At 67.1% G+C, this 20678-nt stretch carries 17 protein-coding genes; 12 read left to right on the plus strand and 5 right to left on the minus strand.

Annotated elements, in window-relative coordinates:
• The 3 genes from smc (at nucleotide 1) to IEY28_RS00425 (ending at nucleotide 5970) form a co-directional block, all read left to right on the plus strand.
• On the plus strand, nucleotides 1-3591 hold the full coding sequence (smc, locus tag IEY28_RS00415; protein WP_188993516.1) for a chromosome segregation protein SMC: 3591 nt from the start codon (nucleotides 1-3) through the stop codon (nucleotides 3589-3591).
• 185 nt (nucleotides 3592-3776) lie between these two features.
• The gene (locus IEY28_RS00420) at nucleotides 3777-4787 is read left to right on the plus strand and encodes a segregation and condensation protein A (RefSeq protein WP_188993518.1); all 1011 of its coding nucleotides are present in this window, start codon (nucleotides 3777-3779) and stop codon (nucleotides 4785-4787) included.
• 76 nt (nucleotides 4788-4863) lie between these two features.
• Entirely contained in the window at nucleotides 4864-5970 is a 1107-nt protein-coding gene (locus tag IEY28_RS00425; RefSeq protein WP_188993520.1) for a site-2 protease family protein, read from the plus strand.
• 6 nt (nucleotides 5971-5976) lie between these two features.
• On the opposite strand, the gene IEY28_RS00430 is transcribed toward IEY28_RS00425, so the two are convergent.
• On the minus strand, nucleotides 5977-6627 hold the full coding sequence (locus tag IEY28_RS00430; protein WP_188993522.1) for a hypothetical protein: 651 nt from the start codon (nucleotides 6625-6627) through the stop codon (nucleotides 5977-5979).
• A gap of 304 nt (nucleotides 6628-6931) precedes the next feature.
• Here IEY28_RS00430 and IEY28_RS00435 point away from each other — a divergent pair, with 304 nt between their 5' ends.
• The gene (locus IEY28_RS00435; RefSeq protein ID WP_188993524.1) at nucleotides 6932-7210 is read left to right on the plus strand and encodes a hypothetical protein; all 279 of its coding nucleotides are present in this window, start codon (nucleotides 6932-6934) and stop codon (nucleotides 7208-7210) included.
• Here the strand turns inward: IEY28_RS00435 and IEY28_RS00440 are convergent.
• The gene (locus tag IEY28_RS00440) at nucleotides 7207-7902 is read right to left on the minus strand and encodes an SDR family NAD(P)-dependent oxidoreductase (protein ID WP_188993526.1); all 696 of its coding nucleotides are present in this window, start codon (nucleotides 7900-7902) and stop codon (nucleotides 7207-7209) included. The genes IEY28_RS00435 and IEY28_RS00440 overlap by 4 nt on opposite strands.
• A 78-nt stretch (nucleotides 7903-7980) precedes the next feature.
• On the opposite strand from IEY28_RS00440, the gene IEY28_RS00445 reads away from it, so the two are divergent.
• Nucleotides 7981-8220 (plus strand): hypothetical protein, encoded by a 240-nt coding sequence (locus IEY28_RS00445; RefSeq protein WP_188993529.1) that lies wholly within the window; start codon nucleotides 7981-7983, stop codon nucleotides 8218-8220.
• 216 nt (nucleotides 8221-8436) lie between these two features.
• Here the strand turns inward: IEY28_RS00445 and IEY28_RS00450 are convergent, their stop codons facing one another.
• Together IEY28_RS00450 and IEY28_RS00455 are read right to left on the minus strand one after the other, a co-directional pair.
• Nucleotides 8437-9132 (minus strand): phosphoribosyltransferase, encoded by a 696-nt coding sequence (locus IEY28_RS00450; protein ID WP_188993531.1) that lies wholly within the window; start codon nucleotides 9130-9132, stop codon nucleotides 8437-8439.
• 33 nt (nucleotides 9133-9165) lie between these two features.
• Complete coding sequence (locus IEY28_RS00455) at nucleotides 9166-9897, minus strand: GNAT family N-acetyltransferase (RefSeq protein ID WP_188993533.1); 732 nt, start codon at nucleotides 9895-9897, stop codon at nucleotides 9166-9168.
• Nucleotides 9898-10015: 118 nt separating this feature from the next.
• Here IEY28_RS00455 and IEY28_RS00460 point away from each other — a divergent pair, with 118 nt between their 5' ends.
• Nucleotides 10016-10921, plus strand: a complete 906-nt coding sequence (locus IEY28_RS00460; protein WP_188993535.1) for a PhzF family phenazine biosynthesis protein — start codon at nucleotides 10016-10018, stop codon at nucleotides 10919-10921.
• An 86-nt stretch (nucleotides 10922-11007) separates the two neighbouring features.
• The gene (ppsA, locus tag IEY28_RS00465; RefSeq protein ID WP_188993537.1) at nucleotides 11008-13308 is read left to right on the plus strand and encodes a phosphoenolpyruvate synthase; all 2301 of its coding nucleotides are present in this window, start codon (nucleotides 11008-11010) and stop codon (nucleotides 13306-13308) included.
• A 241-nt stretch (nucleotides 13309-13549) separates the two neighbouring features.
• Here the strand turns inward: ppsA and hisS are convergent, their stop codons facing one another.
• Entirely contained in the window at nucleotides 13550-14860 is a 1311-nt protein-coding gene (gene hisS, locus IEY28_RS00475) for a histidine--tRNA ligase (RefSeq protein WP_188993539.1), read from the minus strand.
• Nucleotides 14861-15047: 187 nt separating this feature from the next.
• On the opposite strand from hisS, the gene IEY28_RS00480 reads away from it, so the two are divergent.
• The 5 genes from IEY28_RS00480 to IEY28_RS00500 are packed head-to-tail and all read left to right on the plus strand — an operon-like array spanning nucleotide 15048 to nucleotide 20640.
• Nucleotides 15048-15548, plus strand: coding sequence for a plastocyanin/azurin family copper-binding protein (locus IEY28_RS00480; RefSeq protein ID WP_188993542.1), 501 nt, complete (start codon nucleotides 15048-15050; stop codon nucleotides 15546-15548).
• Nucleotides 15549-15551: 3 nt separating this feature from the next.
• Nucleotides 15552-17525, plus strand: coding sequence for a TAT-dependent nitrous-oxide reductase (gene nosZ, locus IEY28_RS00485; RefSeq protein WP_188993544.1), 1974 nt, complete (start codon nucleotides 15552-15554; stop codon nucleotides 17523-17525).
• A gap of 28 nt (nucleotides 17526-17553) precedes the next feature.
• A complete protein-coding gene (locus IEY28_RS00490; RefSeq protein WP_229783056.1) occupies nucleotides 17554-18306 on the plus strand; it encodes a hypothetical protein in 753 nt (250 codons plus the stop codon).
• 2 nt (nucleotides 18307-18308) lie between these two features.
• The gene (gene nosD / locus IEY28_RS00495) at nucleotides 18309-19685 is read left to right on the plus strand and encodes a nitrous oxide reductase family maturation protein NosD (protein WP_188993546.1); all 1377 of its coding nucleotides are present in this window, start codon (nucleotides 18309-18311) and stop codon (nucleotides 19683-19685) included.
• A complete protein-coding gene (locus IEY28_RS00500; protein ID WP_188993547.1) occupies nucleotides 19672-20640 on the plus strand; it encodes an ABC transporter ATP-binding protein in 969 nt (322 codons plus the stop codon). The genes nosD and IEY28_RS00500 overlap by 14 nt, the downstream gene beginning before the upstream one ends.
• Nucleotides 20641-20678 lie beyond the last annotated feature (38 nt).

Consider the following 20678-nt stretch of genomic DNA (forward strand, 5'->3'; position numbering starts at 1 on the left):
ATGCATATCAAAGAGCTCGTCCTCGACAACTTCAAGAGCTTCGGGCGGAAGACTCGCATCCCGTTCTACGAAGATTTCACTACCATCAGCGGCCCGAACGGCTCCGGGAAGTCGAACATCATCGACGCCGTCCTCTTTGCGCTCGGACTCGCCCGCACCTCGGGCATCCGCGCCGAGAAACTCACCGACCTCATCTACAACCCCGGCCACGCGGACGAGGACGTCGACGTCTCTGGCGACCGGCAGGCCAGCGTCGAGGTCATCCTCGCCAACGAGGACCGGACCCTCGAACGCGCACAGGTCGTCAACGCCGCCGGCACCGAAGACGTCGGTGACGTCGACGAGATCTCGATCAAGCGCCGGGTGAAAGAGACCGAGGACAACTACTACTCGTACTACTACATCAACGGCCGCTCGGTCAACCTCTCGGACATTCAGGACTTGCTCGCCCAAGCGGGCGTCACGCCCGAAGGGTACAACGTCGTGATGCAGGGCGACGTCACCGAGATAATCAACATGACGCCCGGGTCTCGTCGAGAGATTATCGACGAGATAGCCGGCGTCGCCCAGTTCGACCAGAAGAAGGCCGACGCCTTCGAGGAACTGGACGTCGTCGAAGAGCGCATCGACGAGGCGGAACTGCGAATCGAGGAGAAACAGACCCGTCTCGACCAACTGGAGGACGAACGCGAGACGGCACTGGAGTACCAGTCGCTCCGCGAAGAAAAGGAGGAGTACGAGGGGTACCGCAAGGCCGCAGAACTCGAAGACAAGCGCGAGGAACTCGACGCCGTCGAGGACCGCATCGCCGAGTTGGAGGCCGAACTCGCGGAGCTTCAGGCAGAACTGGACTCGCGACAGGGGAAGGTCGTTCGCCTCGAAGACGAACTCCACGAACTCAATCAGGAGATAGAGCGCAAAGGCGAGGACGAACAACTCGCGATCAAGCGCGACATCGAGGAGATCAAGGGCGACATCTCGCGGCTGGAAGACAAGATAGCGACCGCAGAGGAGGCCGTCGAGGACGCCGAGAACGAGCGCAGACAGGCGTTCGTCCAGATAGACCGCAAGCAGGAAACCATCGACGACCTCGAGTCGGACGTCCGCGAGACGAAAGTCGAGAAGTCGAACGTCAAGGCCGAGATCGCCGAGAAGGAGGCCTCGCTCGCCGACGTCCAGCAGCGCATCGACGACATCGGCGAGGAGTTCGAGGAGATAAAGGACGAACTCGAAGCGAAACGCGACACGCTAGAGCAACTGAAGAGCGAACGGAACGACCTCCAGCGAGAGCAGGACCGCTTGCTGGACGAGGCCCGCCGCCGCTCCAACGAGGAAGACGAGAAGCGGGCCGCCATCGAGGAGGCCGAGGCGGAGATTCCCGACCTCGAAGCCGACATCGAGGACTTAGAGACGGAACTGGAGAAAGCCGAGAAGAACAAGGCCACCATCGGTGAGGTGGTCGACGACCTGCGTGCCGAGAAGCGGGAACTCCAGTCGGACTTAGACGACCTCGAAGACGAGATCAGCGCCAAACAGCAGGAGTACGCTCAACTCGAAGCGAAGGCCGGCGAGGACGGGGACTCCTCGTACGGCCGAGCGGTGACGGCCATCCTGAACGCCGATCGAAGCGGCGTCCACGGCACCGTCGGGCAGTTGGGTGGCGTCGACCCCGAGTACGCGACGGCCTGTGAGACGGCCGCCGGGGGGCGACTCGCCCACGTCGTCGTGGACGACGACGGCGTCGGGCAGTCCTGCATCGAGTACCTCAAGGCGCGCAACGCCGGGCGAGCGACGTTCCTGCCAATCACGCAGATGCAGAACCGCTCGCTCCCGTCGCTGCCCAGCGCCGACGGCGTGGTCGACTTCGCGTACAACCTCGTGGACTTCGACCCCGAGTACGCGGGCATCTTCTCGTACGTGCTGGGCGACACCGTGGTCGTCGACAGCATGGACACCGCCCGCGACCTGATGGGCGAGTACCGCATGGTGACGCTGGACGGCGACCTCGTCGAGAAATCGGGCGCCATGACCGGCGGGTCCTCCTCGGGGACCCGGTATTCGTTCTCCGGCGGCGCCGGGAAACTCGAACGCGTCGCCAAGCGCATCAACGAACTGGAGGACGAACGCGCGGACGTGCGCGACGACTTGCGGGACGTCGAGGACCGACTCGACGACGCCCGCGACCGTGAATCCGACGCGACCGAACAGGTCCGGGACATCGAGACGAGCATCGATCGCAAGGAGACCCAACTCGAAGAGACTCGCGAGCGAATCGAGACGCTCGAATCTGCCCTCGAAGACATCGCTGCCGACCGCGAGTCGGTCGCCGACGAGATGGACGAACTGGAGGCCGACATCGAGGCCAAGAACGAGGCGATCACCGATATCGAGGCCGACATCGAGGAGCTAGAGGCCGAGGTACAGGATTCGGACCTGCCCGACCTCACCGACGAACGCGAGGCCATCGAGGGCGAGATAGACGCGCTGGAGGACCGACTCGACGACTTGGACGCCCAACTCAACGAACTGCAACTCGAAAAGCAGTACGCCGAGGACGCCATCGAGGACCTCCACGACGACATCGAGACCGCCCAGAACCGCAAGGCCGAGAAGGAAGAGCGCATCGCCGACCTGGAAGCACAGGTCGAGGCGAAGCGGGAACTGAAAGCCGAGAAAGAGCAGGAAGTCGCGGACTTAGAGGACGAACTCGCCGACCTGAAAGGCGAGCGCGAGGACCTGCGTGAGGACCTCCAGGACGCGAAGGAGGCCCGCGACGAACAGCAGTCGAAGGTCACCGATGTCGAACGTGACCTAGAGGACGAGACGGAGGAACGCGAACGGCTGGAGTGGGAGATAGACGAACTCGAAGCGCAGGTCGACGACTACGACCCCGAGGACGTCCCCGACCACGACACCGTCGAGGCCGAAATCGACCGGCTCACCGGCGAGATGGAGGCGCTGGAACCGGTCAACATGCGCGCCATCGAGGAGTACGACCGCGTGGCCGACGATCTCGCGGACTTAGAGGACCAGAAGGAGACGTTAGTCGAGGAGGCCGAGGGCATCCGCGACCGCATCGACAGCTACGAGGCCCGCAAGAAGGAGACGTTCATGGAGTCGTTCGACGAGATAAACGAGCAGTTCCAGGACATCTTCGAGCGCCTCTCCAGCGGGACGGGACACCTCCATCTGGAGAACGAGGACGACCCCTTCGAGGGCGGCCTGACGATGAAGGCCCAACCCGGCGACAAGCCCATCCAGCGGCTGGCGGCGATGTCCGGGGGCGAGAAGTCCCTGACGGCGCTGGCGTTCATCTTCGCCATCCAGCGGCACAACCCCGCGCCGTTCTACGCGCTGGACGAGGTGGACGCCTTCCTCGATGCGGCCAACGCCGACCTCGTCGGCGAGATGGTCGACGAACTCGCCGGTGACGCCCAGTTCGTCGTCGTCTCGCACCGCTCGGCCCTGCTGGAACGCTCGGAACGCGCCATCGGCGTGATGATGCAGGGCGACAACGTGAGCGCCGTGACCGGTATCGACCTCTCGGGCGAGGGGCCGGACGACGAAGAGGAGGCGGTGGCGGATGACTAGCGAGGGGCCGACCGAGCAACGCGAGGGAGGGCCCTCGGAAGCGCGAGCGGTGAACGAAGTGACCCGCGAGCGAGGCGGTGGTGAGCGATGACTAGCGAGGGAGGGCCCTCGGGAACGCGAGCGGTGAGACCCGCGAGCGAGCGGGTCGATTCGTCGACGGCGCACCGCTACGGGGGGTCCGGACGATGACCGACGACGACATCCCGCTGGACATCACGGGTCACGAAGACCGCGAGCCGCCACGCGGCTCGAAACAGTCGCGCGGGGAGGGGACCGACCCGCAAGACCGCGAACGCCCCGGCGACTCGGGGTCGTCGCTGTTCGGGGACGACGAGGAAGCCGAGGAACAGGAGGAGCAACCGGCTGACGTCGAGTTACTGAACGAGGCGGGCGATTCGGACGGCGACGCTGACGAGGACGTCGCGGAACCGGTCGAGGTGCTCGTCCAACTGGCCGACGACGGCGAAATCGACCCGTGGGACATCGACGTGGTCGAGGTCACCGACAAGTTCCTCGCCCGTATCGACGAGAGTGACCTGCGAACCGGCGGGCGGGCGCTGTTCTACGCCTCCGTCCTCGTTCGGATGAAAAGCGACGCGATGCTCGGCGAGGACGAGCCGGAGGACCCGCCGGCGGAGCCGTGGGAGCAGGCGATGACCGAGGACGCTCCCATCGAGGAACCGGACCCGTTCTCGGCGCTGGAGTCGGAGATGGACCGGCGACTCGAACGCCGCCGGGCCCGCGGGATGCCCCAGACGCTCGACGAACTCGTCCGGGACCTGCGGGACGCCGAGCGGGACTCGTGGTGGAAGGAGTCCCGCGAGTACGACACCAGCGGGTCGCCCAGCGGGTTCCAGCGCGGGACCCAGGAACTGGACTACCGGAGCGCCGACGACATGCGGATGGACGACGAGCCGTCGGCCGCCGACGTGACCGGCACCGCCCACGCCGAGCAGATAGACGACATCATCGACGACGTGTACGCGGCGGTCCGCGAGCAGTACGACCAGGGCCGCGACGAGGTGCTGTACAAGGAGGTCGAACACGCGGGCGGGTCGCGCGTCGAGACGTTCCTCGGCCTGCTGTTTCTGGCCCACCGTGGACAGGTCGTCCTCCAGCAGGACGACGTGTTCGGCGACCTCTGGATTCGAGACCCCAACGCGGTCAGCGGGTCCGAGGAAGCACTGGCGGACTAACTGGCGCGCCGGCCGTCCGTTCGCATCCGTCCGGCTGGCAAACAGGTTCAAACGGGTCGAGTCCCTACTGTGTACAATGGCACAGCAGTCGTCGCCGACGGAGCTTCCGGACCCCGAGCGACTGGCCGACGCCTTTCGCGTCTACGAGATAGACCCCGACGCGGAGGACGGCGTGCGCTACTACGGCGAGCCACAGACCGAGTCCGAGCAGGTACTCCGTCGGGTGGGTCCGACGTTCCGCAAGCGCGGCTACCGCGTCCGACTCCAGCGCGAGACGGGCGAACACGTCCTCGTGGCGAGCGAGCGGTCGCTGGGGGTCGACGGCGTCCCGTGGCTGAACGTCGTGCTGGCGGTGGCGACGCTGCTCTCGACGCTGTACGCGGGGAGCCGGTGGTACGGGCTCTCTCTCGCCGACGACCCGACCGCCATCGTGCAGGCGTGGCCGTTCGCGGCCGCGGTGCTTGGCATTCTCGCCGTCCACGAGTTCGGCCACTACGCGCTCTCCCGGTACCACGAGGTGCAGGCCAGTCTGCCGTACTTCATCCCGTTGCCGTTCAACGTCATCGGGACGCTCGGCGCCGTCATCCGGATGAACGACAACATGCCGGACAGGGACGCGCTGTTCGACATCGGCGTCGCCGGACCGCTCGCCGGTCTCGCCGCCACAGTCGTGGTCACGGCCGTCGGCGTGACGATGGACCCGATTCGGGTCACCGGCGGCGTCGCAACCCAGATAGAACTCGGCTACCCGCTGTTGATTCGCGGTATCGCGGCGCTCATGGGCGAACAGGTCGTCTACTCGAACCCCGCGGTCATCCCGAACCCCGTCGTCATCGGGGCGTGGGTCGGCGCGTTCGTCACGTTCCTGAACCTGCTCCCGGTCGGGCAACTCGACGGCGCACACGTCACCCGGTCGCTGCTCGGCGAGCGGATGTCGGCCGTCCAGACGGCCGTGCCGGTGGTGCTGTTCGGACTGGCGGGCTACCTGTTCGTCTTCGAGAACGGCGACGCGGCGGCGCTGTGGGGATTTTGGGGCGTGCTGACGCTGGTCTTCGGCCGCGTCGGCTCGGTGACGCCGCTTGACGAGACGGCCGTCGGGCCGAAGCGGCAGGCCATCGGCGTGCTGACGCTCGTCCTCGGCCTGCTGTGTTTCGTCCCGGTCCCGATCGCCATCTCGCTGTGACTGCGCTCAGATGCCGTACGGGTCGTACGTCGGCCGAGAGTCTCCCTCGGGGTCGACGTCGTAGCGGTCGTGCCACTCTGTCAGCACCGCGTCGGCGTCCTCGCCGAACAGGACGACGACGCCGAACGGGCGCGAGTAGCGGTCGGCGTCGGGTGGGTCGGGGTCCAGAAAGAGGGCGTGGGTCGCGGGGCCACCGATAGACGGGAGGACCGAGAGCGTCCCCTCCATCGGGACGAGGCCGGTGAGGACGCTCGGGACGAACGACCCACCGGGGAGCGGGTCGCGGGGTTGGACGTGCAGTTCCGCGACCGGCGTCCCGTCTTCCTCGATGACGATACTGCTCGGGTGGCGCTGTCCCTCGGACCAGAGTTCTTCGGCGAGGGCGGGCATCTCGGCGTCGACGGCGAAGGACATCCGGACGCCACCGACCCGCTCTACGGACTGGATGGACCACGCCTCCTCGGAGTCGTCCGGGTTGCCGGCCAGCGTCGCTTCGACGAGGTCGCCAGTCCGCAGCGAGTCGATGCGTGCCTGCCGCTCGCCGTAGCCCGACTGGTACACCGTGTACAGGCGCGTGGCGTCAGTATCGAAGAAGTTGCTGTGCGGGACGGACTCGACGACCCGATAGACCCGGAACCGACCCGTGCGCTGCTCCATGGGGTCACTATCGGCTGGGTCGGTAAGACTCCGCGGGTTCCGCCGTGACCGGTCGGAGCCACACGGGTGGCGACGTGCCACGGGCCGTCGTAGACGTAGCCCTGACAGCCAGCACAGTCCCGGACCGTCCCCCCGTCGGGGTACCGACCGACGGTGATGTCCTCGACGTAGTAGCGGCCGCCGATGTGGTACGGCGTCGGAAACTCTGTCGTTGGCTCCGGGAGGGGCCGGGCAGGTATGCCTGTTGGGTGGCACCCCCGAGGCCGGGGAAACACGAAATAGGCGGGGGCGTGAACACGGTGATATGAGCGAGTCAGCGGGAGTTCCCGAACCCGACTTCGAGGAACTCCGTGCGGCGGTAGAGCGCCTCCTCGACGAGACGGTCGACCGGGAGGACGCGCTTGCGGTGTCAGTCGAGAATCTGGAGGTGGACGTGCCGATACGCTTCGGCGACGACGCACCGCGCGCGCGGTGGCGGTTCGACGGCGACGTGACCATCACTGTCGACGGCATCCGACAGCCACTCCGGGAGTGGATAGAACTCCACGAGGAGCGGACCGTCGAACGGCCCAGCGACGACTAGAACGACTCGACGTGGGGCAGCAAGTCGAGTTCGAGCGTCCACGCCGAGCGGTCCTGCTCGACCAGATGCCAGTAGGACGCCGCTATCTCGTCGGGGTCGAGGTACTCCTCGGCGTCGCGGTCGGCGGCGGGGGCGTCCGGGCCGAGAATCTGGCCGTCGACGACGACGTGTGCGACGTGGATACCCTCCGGGCCGAGTTCGCGGGCCATCGACTCGGCCATCCCGCGGACGGCGAACTTCGCGGCGCTGAAGCCGATGGCACCCCCGCGGCCGCGGACCGCGGAGGTCGCGCCGGTGAAGATGACCGTCCCGCCGTCGGTGTCGAGCATGTCGGCGACGGCCTCCCGCGAACAGTGGAGGCCGCCCGTCGGCCCCACGTCGAGTGCGTGGGCGAACTCGTCGTCGGAGATGTCTTGCAGGCCCTTCCACGCGCCGCCGCTGGCGTGGTTGACGAGGACGTCGACGGGGCCGAACGCCTCCCGAACGCGCTCGAACCCTTCGGCGACGGCCTCGGGGTCCGTGACGTCCGTCGGGACGGCGATGGCTCGCTCCCCGATGTCGTCGGCGAGGTCGGTGACGTAGTCCTCAGAGCGTGCGAACAGGCCGACGGTACAGCCCTCAGAGACGAACCGACGGGCGAGCGATGCGCCGAGGCCGGGGCCGACTCCAGCGACGACGGCAGTTCGTGGCATACGGTCCCGGACACACTCCGCGTCGAAGAAACTGTTGGGCACGAAACTATTTCGGTCGCCCCGGCCGAACGACCGCGTATGTCTCACGACACCTGTGTGACTGACGACCCGGAGCGTGCGGCCGAACGGTCGGCGACGGTCGGCGGGTTCCTCGGCGCGGTGGTCGGGGCCGGCGGCGGGCCGGTCGGGGCCGGTATCGGCGGTCTCGTCGGTGGGTCGACGGGGTACGCGGTCGGATACACGCTGGCCGAGATGGCACACGAAGACGACTACGAGTCGGTCAGTATCCCGGTCGAGGAAGATTCCGAGAGCCCCTGAAACCGGTTTGGCGCAGACGTGTTGGGGAAAGAGAAAGAACTATGCCGGGCCGGGGCGTATGGTAACACTGAACATGACTCCGACGAAGATACGCGAGCGCCTCGAAGAGTCGGAGGGCCGCGTCGACACCGAGAAACTCGTCTCCGCGCTGGAGTACGTGCGTGACGACGGCCGCCGCCGTCACTGAGACCGATTCCCGTCGCAGAACGGCCCGTTTTAGCCGTCGCTGAGTCGCCAGCCGTCGTCGGTAGCGACGGCCACGTCCCGGCGCACCATCTCGGCCATCACCTCGTCGAACCGGTCGGGCTGGGCTATCTCCATCTCGGTGTGGCTCACGTCGTGGTACTTCCGGAGGAGTCTGCGTACGTCGTCTTCGGTGTGGACCTGCTGGTCGCTCTTTCTCATGACGCCGGCGAGGAGTTCTATCATGTCCTCGACGAAGTTCCACGGGTAGACGACCCACGCCCACTCGTCTAACCGTTCGCCGACGAACGCCGGTTCGTGCTCACTGGTCTGGAGCAACTGGAGCGTCGCCGTCCGCACGCTGTTTGGGTTCCGGTCGCGCACGCACTCGGCGGCCGTCTCGATGGACTGGCCGGTGTCGGCGATGTCGTCGACGACGAGGACGTCCTTGCCCTCGACGGCGCCGTCGGCAAGCGGGTACCGGACTTCGGGTTCGTCGCCCTGCTGGGCGGTGCCGACGTAGTGTTCGACTTTCAGGCTCGCGAGGTCGTCCAGCCCGAGGAAGTCACACAGACAGCGGCCGGCGAACCAGCCGCCACGCGCGAGCGCGACGACTACGTCTGGCTCGAAGTCGGCGGCCTTCACGTCGTCGGCCACGTCGCGGCACAACCCGTAGATGTACTCCCAGTTGGTGATGGTACACGGGAACTCCTCCGGTAGCTCGCCCATACAGGAGGGCGTGGACGGGCGGCCTTAACGGTTTCAGAACGTGTACGCCAGCATCACCTCGTCGACGCGCTTCTCGCCGAGCAGGTAGTGTTTCTTCCGGACCGCCTCGCGCTCCCAGCCGTGCCGTTCGAGGAACGTGATGGCGTTGCCGTTGGTGCGCGCGAGGCTGTTGTACACCTTCCAGTAGCCGTGGGCTTCCGCCCAGTCCAGCGCCCGGTTCAGCAGGCGCTCGCCGATGCCGTAGCCGCGGTAGTCCCTGCGCACGCCGAGCGTCAGTTCGGCGGTCCCCTGCAGTTTCTCCGTCTGTGGCAGGGTGAGGTGTGACCACCCGACGATGTAGTCGTCGACGGTAGCCACGAAGAACAATCGCGACCAGACGGTGTTGTGGCGCGTGACGGTGTTCTCGTACTGTAACTCCTCGACGAGGTTCTCGCCGATGACGTACGTCTGCCGGTCGGTGACGGTCCGGATCGTGTCGACGAGCGACTCGAAGTCCTCCTCGCGGGCCGGCCGGACGACGTACGTGACGTCCGGCGTCTCGTACTCCCTCTCGGCCCCGGCGTCCACCCCGAGTTCCACCGTCCCGTCTTGCCGTTCGACGTACCCCCGGTCTTGGAGGTAGTCGAGACGCTCGTCGAACTCGTCGTCGGGGACGTCGACGGCGTCTCGCACCTCGTCCAGCGCGGGAGCGCCGTGTCGGTCGACGAACTGGTAGATGCGCCTGTCCGACTCGGTTTCGAACGCGAGCGGTTCCAGTACCGTCATACGTGCTACACTTCACGGAGGAACCGCTTAACCGTTAGTCGTTTGTTACCATGTGACGTAGCTGTAATCGCGTCGGGTAGCACGAACTGTTATCCGCGGGGTCCCACAACACGGTGCCATGGAGACGCGACAGGCCTTGCTCGTCGACGCGTTCGCCGCGGAACCGATGGCGGGCAACCCGGCCGGGGTGGTGCCGGACGCGAACGGACTGACCGACGACCAGATGCGGGCTATCGCCGGCGAACTGGGCGCTAGCGAGACGGCGTTCGTCCTCGACAGCGAGGACGCCGACCGCCGACTCCGCTATTTCACGCCCGAACAGGAGGTCGACCTCTGCGGGCACGCGACTATCGCGGCTCACGCCGCCCTCTTCGAACGCGGCGCCGTCGAGGCCGGCCAACACACGATGGCGACCGAACGCGGCGTCCTCGACGTCGAGACGAAGGCGGACGGGACGGTGTGGATGGAGCAAGGCGAGGCCGACATTCGTGAGGTCGACTGCGCGCTCGACGAGGTGGCCGACGCTCTCGGCGTCGACGTGGCGACGTTACAGGACGTCGGCGCGGACCTCCCACTGGCCGTCGGCGACACGGGGTTCCCGTGGCTACTGGTGCCGGTCAACTACTTCCAGCATCTCAGCGGCGCCGACCCGAACCCGTCGGCCATCGAGTCGCTCTGTGAATCGGTCGACGCGATGGGGGTGTACGCCTTCACGTTCGACACTATCGGCGGTCAGTCGACGCTCCACGGACGGGCGTTCGCGCCGCGAGCGGGTATCACCGAGGACCCGGTGACCGGCACCGCCGCCGGGGCCTGCGGGGCGTACATCCGCCGGTACGGTGCTATCGACAGCACCGTCGAACAGGTGGTCGTCGAACAGGGGCACTTTCTCGACCGGCCGGGCACGGTAAAAGTCGACACGGACGGACTCGAAGTGTGGGTCGGTGGGCGGGCCGTAACGACGCTCGACGGGTCACTGACGGTGCCTGTGGTCGACGTGGACGACGAGATTCTCGAAGTGTAGTTCGCTCGGATTCGAGTGAACGACCCCCGGTTGATGCCGGCACCGGAAAGTCCATAACAGTCGTTCATGAACCAGCACATGAGTCAATGCCTACATTGTGGCTCGACGAAATCGGTGCCGACGACCTAGCGCGGGTCGGCGGCAAGGCGGCGTCTCTCGGAGAACTGACCGCGGCGGGACTACCCGTCCCGTCGGCGTTCGTCGTCACCGCCGACACGTACCGGTCGTTCATCGAAGCAACCGGTATCGACGACGAGTTGTTCTCGGTGGTCGACGTCGACAGTGACGACTCGCACGCCCTCGCGGAGGCGGCCGAGCAAGCACAGGAACTCATCCTCGAAACCGACGCGCCGGAATCGGTTCGGGAGGACCTGCTCGCGGCCTACGACGAGATGGGTGACGAGGACGTGGCGGTGCGGTCCTCGGCGACGGCCGAGGACCTCCCCGACGCCTCCTTTGCCGGCCAACAGGACACCTACCTCAACGTCTCCCGGGCGGACCTCCTCCGGCGCGTCAAGGAGTGCTGGGCGTCGCTGTTCACCCAGCGGGCGATCTACTACCGCAACGAGCAGGGGTTCGACCACGACGTGGTGGACATCGCCGTCGTCGTCCAGCAGATGGTCGACGCCGAGAAGTCCGGCGTCATGTTCACGAGTCACCCCTCGACCGGCGCGGACACGGCCATCCTCGAAGCCGCGTGGGGCCTCGGCGAAGCGGTCGTCTCCGGCGCCGTCTCGCCGGACAACTACGTCGTCGACCGCGCGACCGAGGAGATAGAGGAGGTCACCGTCGCCGACAAGAAGGTGATGTGCGTCCGCGGCGAGGACGGCGAGACGGTCGAGCGGTCGGTTCCCGAGGAGAAGCGAAACGAACGCGTCCTCTCGCCCGAGGAGATCCACCGCCTCGTCGAGGTCGGCGACCGCGTCGAGGACCACTACGGCACCCCACAGGACGTGGAGTGGGCCATCTACGAGGGCGAGGTGTACGTCCTCCAGTCCCGGCCGATAACGACCATCGACGAGGGCGTCGACGCCGGAACGTCCGGCGAGAGTTCCGAGAGCACCGGCGTCGCCGACGGCGGGTCGATGCAGAGCCAGTCCGACGACGTGCGGCTATCCGGTATCGGGTCCAGCCCCGGAAAGGTGACCGGCGAGGTCCGCATCGTGACGAAACTGGACAACCTCGATAAGGTCGAGGAGGGCGACATCATCGTCACGGAGATGACCACGCCGGACATGGTGCCCGCGATGAAACGCGCCGCCGGCATCGTCACGGACCAAGGGGGGATGACGAGCCACGCGGCCATCGTCTCCCGCGAACTCGGCGTCCCCGCCGTCGTCGGGGCCGACGACGCCACCGAACGACTCCGAGACGGCCAGATAGTCACCATCGACGGCGACATGGGGACCGTCGAACAGGGGACCGAGATAGACGAGGCCGACGACGAGCAGTCGGAACTGGCCACGCCCGAGGTCGACCAGCAACACTCGCCGGTCAAGCCCATGACCGGTACCGAGGTGAAGGTCAACGTCTCGATTCCGGAGGCCGCGGAGCGGGCCGCCGCGACGGGTGCCGACGGCGTCGGGTTGCTCCGCATCGAGCACATGATCCTCTCGACGGACAAGACGCCGGCCCGCTACGTCGAGGACCACGGCGAACGGGCCTACATCGAGGAGATCGTCGAGGGCGTCCGCAGCGTCGCCGAGGCGTTCTACCCGCGGCCGGTACGCGTACGCACGCTCGATGCCCCCTCCGACGAGTTCCGGCAGTTACAGGGCGGCGAGGACGAACCCAGCGAGCACAACCCGATGCTCGGCTACCGCGGTATCCGGCGCTCGCTGGACCGCCCCGGCGAGTTCAAACTCGAACTCCGGGCGTTCGAGCGCCTCTACGAACTCGGCTACGACAACGTCGAGTTGATGCTGCCACTGGTCACCGACGCCGAGGACGTCCTCCGGGCGAAGTCGCTGATGCGGGAGGTTGGTATCGACCCCGAGAAGCGCGACTGGGGCGTGATGGTCGAGACGCCCGCCAGCGCGCTGTGCATCGAGGACCTGTGTGAGACGGGACTTGACTTCGTCTCGTTCGGGACGAACGACCTCACCCAGTACACGCTCGCCGTCGACCGCAACAACGGCAACGTCGCCGACCGCTTCGACGAACTCCACCCCGCCGTGCTGGACCTGATGGGACAAGTCATCGGTACCTGCCGCGACTACGACGTGGCCACGAGCATCTGCGGGCAGGCCGCCTCGAAACCGGAGATGGTCCAGTTCCTCGTCGACGAGGGCGTCACCTCCATCTCCGCGAACATCGACGCCGTTCGCGACGTCCAGCACGAAGTCAAGCGGGTCGAACAGCGCCTCCTGCTCGAATCGGTTCGCTGACAGCAGCGTCGACGGACACCAGATTTTTGCGGTTCGCGTCATCCGACGGGTATGTCACGGCCATCCACGGCGGAGGCCAAGAGCATCAGCGAGGGCGTCTCTTACATCCCGTTCGGCATCCCGGGGCGCGTGGCGGCTTCGCCGCCACGTTAGACGAGGTCGGTGACACCGACCTCGCGTTCGACGGGCACGTCCGCGGGATTCCGACGGGCAGTACGGTGTTGTTCGCTGGTGCGGTGGCTCACTCGTCCGCGAAGTCCTGGAAGGTGGGGCGGTCGTACTCGCCGGGGAACGCGTCGACGGGGACCGAAATCTGCTCGCCCTCGTCCATCTCTTTGAGCGTCACCTCGTCGTTCGCGAGGTCCTGTTCGCCGACGATGACCACCGTCTCGGCGTTTATCTCGTCGGCGTAGCCCATCTGCGCGCCGAACGAGCGGTCGGCGACGTCCGTCTCGACGACGTGGCCCTTCTCGCGCAGGTCGCGCGTGATCCGGGCGGCCGTCGCCCGCGTCTCGCCCACCTGCAGGACGTAGTAGTCCGTCGACAGCCCTTCCTCGGGCCAGACACCGGCCCGCTGACACAGCAGTTGTAGCGTCGCGTGACCCGGCGCGAACCCGACGGCTGGGGTCGGTTGGCCGCCGAACCCTTCGATGAGGTCGTCGTAGCGGCCGCCGCCGAACACCGACCGGGAGACCTCGCCGGTCGAGTCGAAGCACTCGAAGACGACGCCCGTGTAGTAGTCCAGTCCGCGAGCGGTCGTCAGCGACAGCGTGAGGTGGTCTCTCACCCCGAAGTCCTCGGTCGCGTCGAGGACCGCCCGGAGGTTCTGGGTGGCCTCGGCGACGGCCTCGGAGCCGGTGATGTCGGCCAGCGAGTCCAGTTCGTCCTCGCCGCTCTGGAGCATCTCGTCGAAGGAGTCGGCCTGTCCGTAGCTCAGACCGGCCTCGACGAGCGCATCGAGGTACGCCTCGCGGTCGACTTTCGCGCGCTTGTCGACGGCGCGGATGGCCTCGCGGGTGTCCACCTCGGCGTCGAAGGAGTCGAGCAGGCCGGCGAGGATGTCGCGGTGGGAGACGCGAATCTGGAAGTCCTCGTCCGTGAGGCCGAGGTCGGTGAGCATGTCGACGGCGACGGCCAGCACCTCGGCGTCGGCGGCGGGGTCAGAGGAGCCGAAGATGTCGACGTTGGTCTGGTAGAACTCGCGGAAGCGGCCCTGCTGGACCTGTTCGTAGCGCCAGAACGGCCGTGTCGAGACCCACTTGACCGGTTTCGAGAGGGCCTGTTGCTTCTGGACGAACATCCGGGCGACGGTCGGAGTCAACTCCGGGGTCAGGGCGACGCTGCGGCCGCCCTTGTCCTCGAAGCTGTACAGTTCCTCGACGATCTCCTCGCCGCTCTTGTCCGTGTACATCTGGGTGGGTTCGAGCGCGGGCGTCCCGATCTCCCGGAAGCCGTAGCGCGTTGCCACGTCCTCGATGGTGTCCATGGCCCACCGGCGCGCCTGCATCTCCTCGGGATAGAAGTCGCGAAAACCCTTGACGCGGTCGTACATACACCCGCGTACAGGCAGGGCGCGTTTGAACCTGTCCGTTCCTGACGAGGGGACCGACGGTCTCTGGACGACGTGGCAAGTCGGGGGGTGGTGACCGCAACGAACGTGTTCGGGGACGGCCCCGACGCTCGGGAACGCGGTTTTCCTTATATGTGATTCCTGCCGGGAGGTAGTGGTGTGAGCTACCATGACTTCGCGTAGAACGTTCGTGCGTGGACTTGCGGTGACGGCCGTCGGCGCGTCGCTCGCCGGGTGCTCTTCCGGCGGCGGGTCCAGCGGCGGCGACTCCGACACCACGGAGTCGGCCGGCGACGACGGCGGCAGCGGCGACGGCGGTAGCGGCGACGAGTGGACCCAGACCAGCACCGTGGAGATGACCGACGAACTGGCCTACGAACCCAAGCAGATACAGGTCGAAGCCGGGACGACGATCACCTTCGAGAACGTCGGCAGCATCGGGCACACGGTGACGGCCTACGAGGACAAGATTCCCGACGGGGCCGACTACTTCGCTTCGGGCGAGTTCGACTCCGAGCAGGCGGCGAAAGACGGCTACGGTGAGAGTCAGGGCGGCAACGTCCCTGCGGGCGAGAGCTACGAGGTCACGCTGGAGACGACCGGCACCTACGAGTACTACTGCATCCCCCACGAGATGAACGGGATGGTCGGGTCCATCAAGGTGGTGTGAGCTATGCACGACGACACTGCCGAGGTCCGCGACCCGACGGACGTCGTCGACGAGTACGAGGAGGCCCTCGACAGCGTCCTCTCGGACGTCGACGCGCCCGAACCGGACGATGACGGGGGCGTCTCGCTTGGCCTCCCCGGCCTCTCGCTCAACCGCCGGGACTTCGTGAAGGCTGGCGTGGCGGCCGGCGCGATGGGAGCCGTCGCCGGCTGTTCCAGCCTCAACGGCGGCGGTGGCGGGCAGGCGACCGAGTCCGGCGGTGGCGGGGTCGACCACTCCGTCGCGCCCGGCGAACACGACGAGTACTACGGCTTCTGGTCGGGCGGTCACTCCGGGGAACTCCGGGTCATCGGTATCCCCTCGATGCGGGAACTGACCCGCATCCCGGTGTTCAACACCGACTGTGCGAGCGGCTACGGCTACACCGACGATACGAAGCAACTGCTCGAGGACAGCGGTGGCTACTCGTGGGGTGACAACCACCACCCGAACCTCTCGGAGACCGACGGCGACTACGACGGCGAGTACCTCTACGTCAACGACAAGGCCAACGGGCGCATCGCCCGGGTGAACCTGACGTACTTCGAGACGGACGCCATCACGGACGTCCCGAACATGCAGGCCATCCACGGCTGTACGGTGCTGTCGCCGGACACGAAGTACGTCTTCGGCAACGGGGAGTTCCGCGCGCCGCTCCCGAACGACGGGCGCGACCTCGACGATCCCGATAGCTACACGGCGCTGTTTGCCGCCGTCGACCCCGAGTCGATGGAGACCCAGTGGCAGGTCAAGGTCGACGGCAACCTCGACATCAACGACTCGGGTAAGGAGGGGCGGTGGGTCATCGCCTCCGCGTACAACAGCGAGGAGGCCACCTCCATCCAGGGGATGACCCGCGACGACCGCGACGACGTGAAGGCCTTCGACATCCCCGCCATCGAGCAGGCCGTCGAGAACGGCAACTACGAGGAGGTCAACGGCATCCCCATCGTCGACGGCACGAAGGAGAGCCCGCTCAATCAGGGCGACCGGCCGATAGTGAAGTACATCCCGACGCCGAAGAGCCCCCACTGCGTCGAGGTCGAACCGAACGGCGACTACGCGATGGTCGCCGGGAAGCTCTCGCCGACGGTCACCATCATCGACCTCAACAAACTGCCGGAGGTCGAGGATCCCGCCGACGCGGTCGTCGGCCGACCCCGCGTGGGCCTCGGGCCGCTGCATACGACCTTCGACGGCAACGGCCACGCCTACACGTCGCTGTTCATCGACTCTCAGGCGGTCAAGTGGGACATCGAGGCGGCCGTCGAGGCCGAGGAGGGCTCCGAGGAGCCGATCATCGAGCGACAGGACGTCCACTACAACCCCGGCCACATTCAGGCGCTCGAGGCGATGACGACCGACCCCGACGGGGAGTGGCTCGTGAGCTTGAACAAGCTCTCGAAGGACCGCTTCCTCCCGGTCGGCCCCATCATGCCCGACAACGACCAGCTCATCCACATCGGGCAGGGCGAAAAGGAGATGGAACTGGTCGCCGACCACCCGGCCTACCCCGAACCCCACGACTGCGTCTTCGCTCACAAGGACAAGATAGACGCCAAGAAGGTGTACGACCCCGAGGACTACGAGGAGACGTACATCACCGAGGAGGCCTCCGGCGTCGAACGCACCGGCGAGAACAGCGTCCACGTCAAGATGACGACCAAGCGCTCGGAGTACGGCCTCCCCGACTTCACCGTTCAGGAGGGCGACGAGGTCCGCCTGACGACGACCAACATCGAGGGCATCCAGGACATCATCCACGGCGTCGCCATCCCCGAACACGACATCAACTACGCCGTGGCGCCACAGGACACGCGCGAGGTCACGTTCACCGCTGACGAACCCGGGGTGTACTGGATCTACTGTACGTTCTTCTGTAGCGCCCTGCACCTGGAGATGCGCAGCAGGATGCTCGTCGAACCGGCCGAGGGGTGAGCGACCCCGATCACGGAGGTGACTAGCCATGCAACGACCCACCCTCGACGACTTTCGTGAGGTCCGGCGCGGCCTGCCGGTCGTAGCGGCGGTGCTGTTCGTCGCCGCGCTGGCGTTCCCGATGTGGCGCATCAGCGTCCAGGCGGTCCAGTACCCCAACACGGTGTTGCACGTTCAGCTCTACGCCTACCCGCATCTCACCGGCGACTTCACCGAGATGGCCCGGCTGAACCACTACATCGGGTTCTACTACCCCGACCCGGTGTTCGTCGAGCCGAACTTCCCGGTTCAGGAGCGGGCCATCGACGTGCCGGAGTGGTCGCTGGGGCCGGTCGCCTTCGTGGCCGTCTCGCTGCTGTCGGTGTTCGTCGCCGTCGCCCCCACGACCGAGAAGCTAAAGCGGGGGCTTACCTACCAGTTCGTCGGTACCGTCGCCGTCTTCGGCGTGCTGGTCGCGGACATCCAGTACCGCCTCTGGCAGGCCGGCCACACGCTCGACCCCGACGCGCCCGTGATGGGCGTCAGCGGGTTCACGCCGCCGCTGTGGGGTCGTTACAGCGTCGCCAACATCACCAGCGTCTCCCGGTTCGGGCCGGGCGCGTACATGGCGATGGTCGCCGTTTTCCTGTTGGCCGTGGCGTTGTTCTACCGCGACGAACCGGTGACGGTCCGTGAACTGCCGGGCCGGATCCGTAGACGCGTCGAGCGACTCCTCGACCGGGGGACCGGGGCCGAGGAGCCGACCGGACCGACGACCGACGCCGACACGGGGGACCGCTGACGATGCCACGGGAGCGTCTCGAACGGGCCTTCGCGCTCGCGACGGCCGTACTGGTGGTCCTGTCGGTGCTCACCGTCGCCGCGAGCGGGAGCAAGCAGCCGGCCGGGGACCTCGCGTTCGACCCCGAGGTGCCCGACACCGACGGGTTCACCGCGCCGACGACCGACGGGACGGCGACGGTCGACGGGGAGACCTACGAGAGCCTGCAGGCCGCGGTCGACGCCGCCGACCGGGGCGAGACCGTCCGCCTCGACGGGCGGTTCGACGAGACGGTCGTCGTCGACACGCCGAACGTCACGCTCGCGGGCAGCGGTGCCGGCACGGCGCTGCTAGACGGCCGTGGCGAGGGGACGGTGCTGGCCGTCGAAGCGTCCGGCGTGACCGTGCGGGACCTCTGGGTGCGCAACAGCGGCTACAGCGCCGCCGACAACGACGCCGCCATCTACGTCAACGCAAGCGGGGTGACGGTTCGGGACAGTCGCGTGACGGCGATGACCTTCGGCATCTGGCTCAACGACGCCAGCGACGCTCGCATCCTCGACAACACCGTCGTCGGCCGCGAGGCGGTGACGCCACTCACCGCCCGAGGCAACGGCGTCCAGATATGGAAGTCCGAGGACGTCGTCGTCCGGGGCAACCACATCACGACGGTCCGGGACGGCATCTACTACAACTGGGCGAAAGACGTCGTCGCGGCGAACAACACGATGTGGGACCTCCGCTACGGGGTCCACTACATGTACTCCGACGACTGCGTGCTGCGGAACAACACCGCCTTCGACAACGACGCGGGCTACGCGCTGATGGTCTCGAAGCACCTCGAAATCGTCGGCAACGTCGCGGTCAACAACACCGGTCAGTCCGGCCACGGCATCCTCGTCAAGAGCATCGACGCGACGGAGATACGCGGGAACCACCTCGTCGGCAACGAGAACGGGCTGTTCGTCTACAACTCCGTCAGCAACGAGATAGCGGACAACCTCGTCGTGGGCAACGACGTGGGCGTCCACATCTCCGCCGGCAGCACCGAAGAGACCGTCTACGGCAACAGTTTCGTCAGGAACGACCGGGCCGTCCTGGCGGTGCTGTCCGAGCAGGTGTACTGGAACGAGAGTCAGGGCAACTACTGGTCGGGCGCGACCCCGACCGACGTCGACGACGACGGCGTCAGCGACACCCGGTACCAGCCCGCCGGCGCCGTCCAGCAACTGACCGCGAGACAGCCCGCGACGCGGGTGTTCGCCAGCAGCCCGGCCTTTGACGCCGTCAGGCTGGCCCAGTCGTCGGTCCCGGTCGTCGAGTCGCCCGGGGTCGTCGACGCCCGCCCGCTAACCGAGCCGCCACACGAGAACTGGAGGACGTACTATGAGCGTGATTGACATCGACGACGTATCGAAGGCCTACGGGGAGGTACAGGCCCTCGACGGGCTCTCGCTGTCCGTCGACCGGGGCACCACCCTCGGCGTGTTCGGCACCAACGGTGCCGGCAAGACGACGCTGTTCAAACTGCTGGCCGGGCTGAACCGGCCCGATTCCGGCGAGGTGACGGTCGCCGGCGGCGACCCGACCGAGACGGCCGTCCGCGGGCGGATCCGGTATCTCCCGGAGGACGCCGGCTTTCCACCGAACCTCACCGGCCGGGAGATACTCCGCTTTCACGCGCGGGTCCGGTCGACGCCGGCCGAGCGCCGCGAGCACCACGTCGAACGGGTGCTGGACACCGTGGGGCTAACCGCCGCTGCCGACCGGCGGGTGGGCGGCTACTCCAACGGGATGAACCGCCGGCTCGGACTCGGTACGGCGCTGGTCGGCCGCCCGGAGATACTCGTCCTCGACGAGCCGACCGCCGGGCTGGACCCGGAGGGCATCCGGGCGTTCCACGAGGTCATCGAATCCCTCTCGAACGAGACGGACGTGACCATCGTCTTCGCCTCCCACGCGCTCTCGGAGATAGAGCGCCTCTGTACGGACGCCGCCGTCGTCGTCGACGGCGACGTGGCAGTCGCGGGGCCGGTCGAGTCGCTCCGCTGTGCCGCCGGCGACGCGGTGACCGTCCGGTTGACGCTGTCGACCCCGACGGCCGCCGAGGACGCGGCCAGTCATCTCCGGCGGCAGGACGCGACGGGGTCGGTCACCCGGGCCGGTACGGTCGTCGAGGCCGACTGTCTGCCAGCCGCCGCCTACGACCTCGTCTGCGGATTGGGGCCGGACTACGACGTCGAGCGGTTCGCGGTCCGCGAGCCGGGGCTGGAGGCGGCCTTTCACGAGGCCGTCGACGCGGCGCCGCCGGCGTCGCTCGACGACAGCGGCCAGTCGGACGGTGAGACCGCGTGACCCCCGCCGAGGACGGCCCGGACACGTCGGCGGACGGC

This window comes from Haloarcula pellucida (assembly GCF_014647235.1).
Classification (GTDB): domain Archaea; phylum Halobacteriota; class Halobacteria; order Halobacteriales; family Haloarculaceae; genus Haloarcula; species Haloarcula pellucida.

Bases quoted from the DNA above. Each gene is read 5' to 3' on its own strand.
- smc (WP_188993516.1), top strand. From the start codon at position 1: ATGCATATCAAAGAGCTCGTCCTCGACAACTTCAAGAGCTTCGGGCGG.
- IEY28_RS00420 (WP_188993518.1), top strand. From the start codon at position 3,777: ATGACCGACGACGACATCCCGCTGGACATCACGGGTCACGAAGACCGC.
- IEY28_RS00425 (WP_188993520.1), top strand. From the start codon at position 4,864: ATGGCACAGCAGTCGTCGCCGACGGAGCTTCCGGACCCCGAGCGACTG.
- IEY28_RS00430 (WP_188993522.1), bottom strand. From the start codon at position 6,627: ATGGAGCAGCGCACGGGTCGGTTCCGGGTCTATCGGGTCGTCGAGTCC.
- IEY28_RS00435 (WP_188993524.1), top strand. From the start codon at position 6,932: ATGAGCGAGTCAGCGGGAGTTCCCGAACCCGACTTCGAGGAACTCCGT.
- IEY28_RS00440 (WP_188993526.1), bottom strand. From the start codon at position 7,902: ATGCCACGAACTGCCGTCGTCGCTGGAGTCGGCCCCGGCCTCGGCGCA.
- IEY28_RS00445 (WP_188993529.1), top strand. From the start codon at position 7,981: ATGTCTCACGACACCTGTGTGACTGACGACCCGGAGCGTGCGGCCGAA.
- IEY28_RS00450 (WP_188993531.1), bottom strand. From the start codon at position 9,132: ATGGGCGAGCTACCGGAGGAGTTCCCGTGTACCATCACCAACTGGGAG.
- IEY28_RS00455 (WP_188993533.1), bottom strand. From the start codon at position 9,897: ATGACGGTACTGGAACCGCTCGCGTTCGAAACCGAGTCGGACAGGCGC.
- IEY28_RS00460 (WP_188993535.1), top strand. From the start codon at position 10,016: ATGGAGACGCGACAGGCCTTGCTCGTCGACGCGTTCGCCGCGGAACCG.
- ppsA (WP_188993537.1), top strand. From the start codon at position 11,008: ATGCCTACATTGTGGCTCGACGAAATCGGTGCCGACGACCTAGCGCGG.
- hisS (WP_188993539.1), bottom strand. From the start codon at position 14,860: ATGTACGACCGCGTCAAGGGTTTTCGCGACTTCTATCCCGAGGAGATG.
- IEY28_RS00480 (WP_188993542.1), top strand. From the start codon at position 15,048: ATGACTTCGCGTAGAACGTTCGTGCGTGGACTTGCGGTGACGGCCGTC.
- nosZ (WP_188993544.1), top strand. From the start codon at position 15,552: ATGCACGACGACACTGCCGAGGTCCGCGACCCGACGGACGTCGTCGAC.
- IEY28_RS00490 (WP_229783056.1), top strand. From the start codon at position 17,554: ATGCAACGACCCACCCTCGACGACTTTCGTGAGGTCCGGCGCGGCCTG.
- nosD (WP_188993546.1), top strand. From the start codon at position 18,309: ATGCCACGGGAGCGTCTCGAACGGGCCTTCGCGCTCGCGACGGCCGTA.
- IEY28_RS00500 (WP_188993547.1), top strand. From the start codon at position 19,672: ATGAGCGTGATTGACATCGACGACGTATCGAAGGCCTACGGGGAGGTA.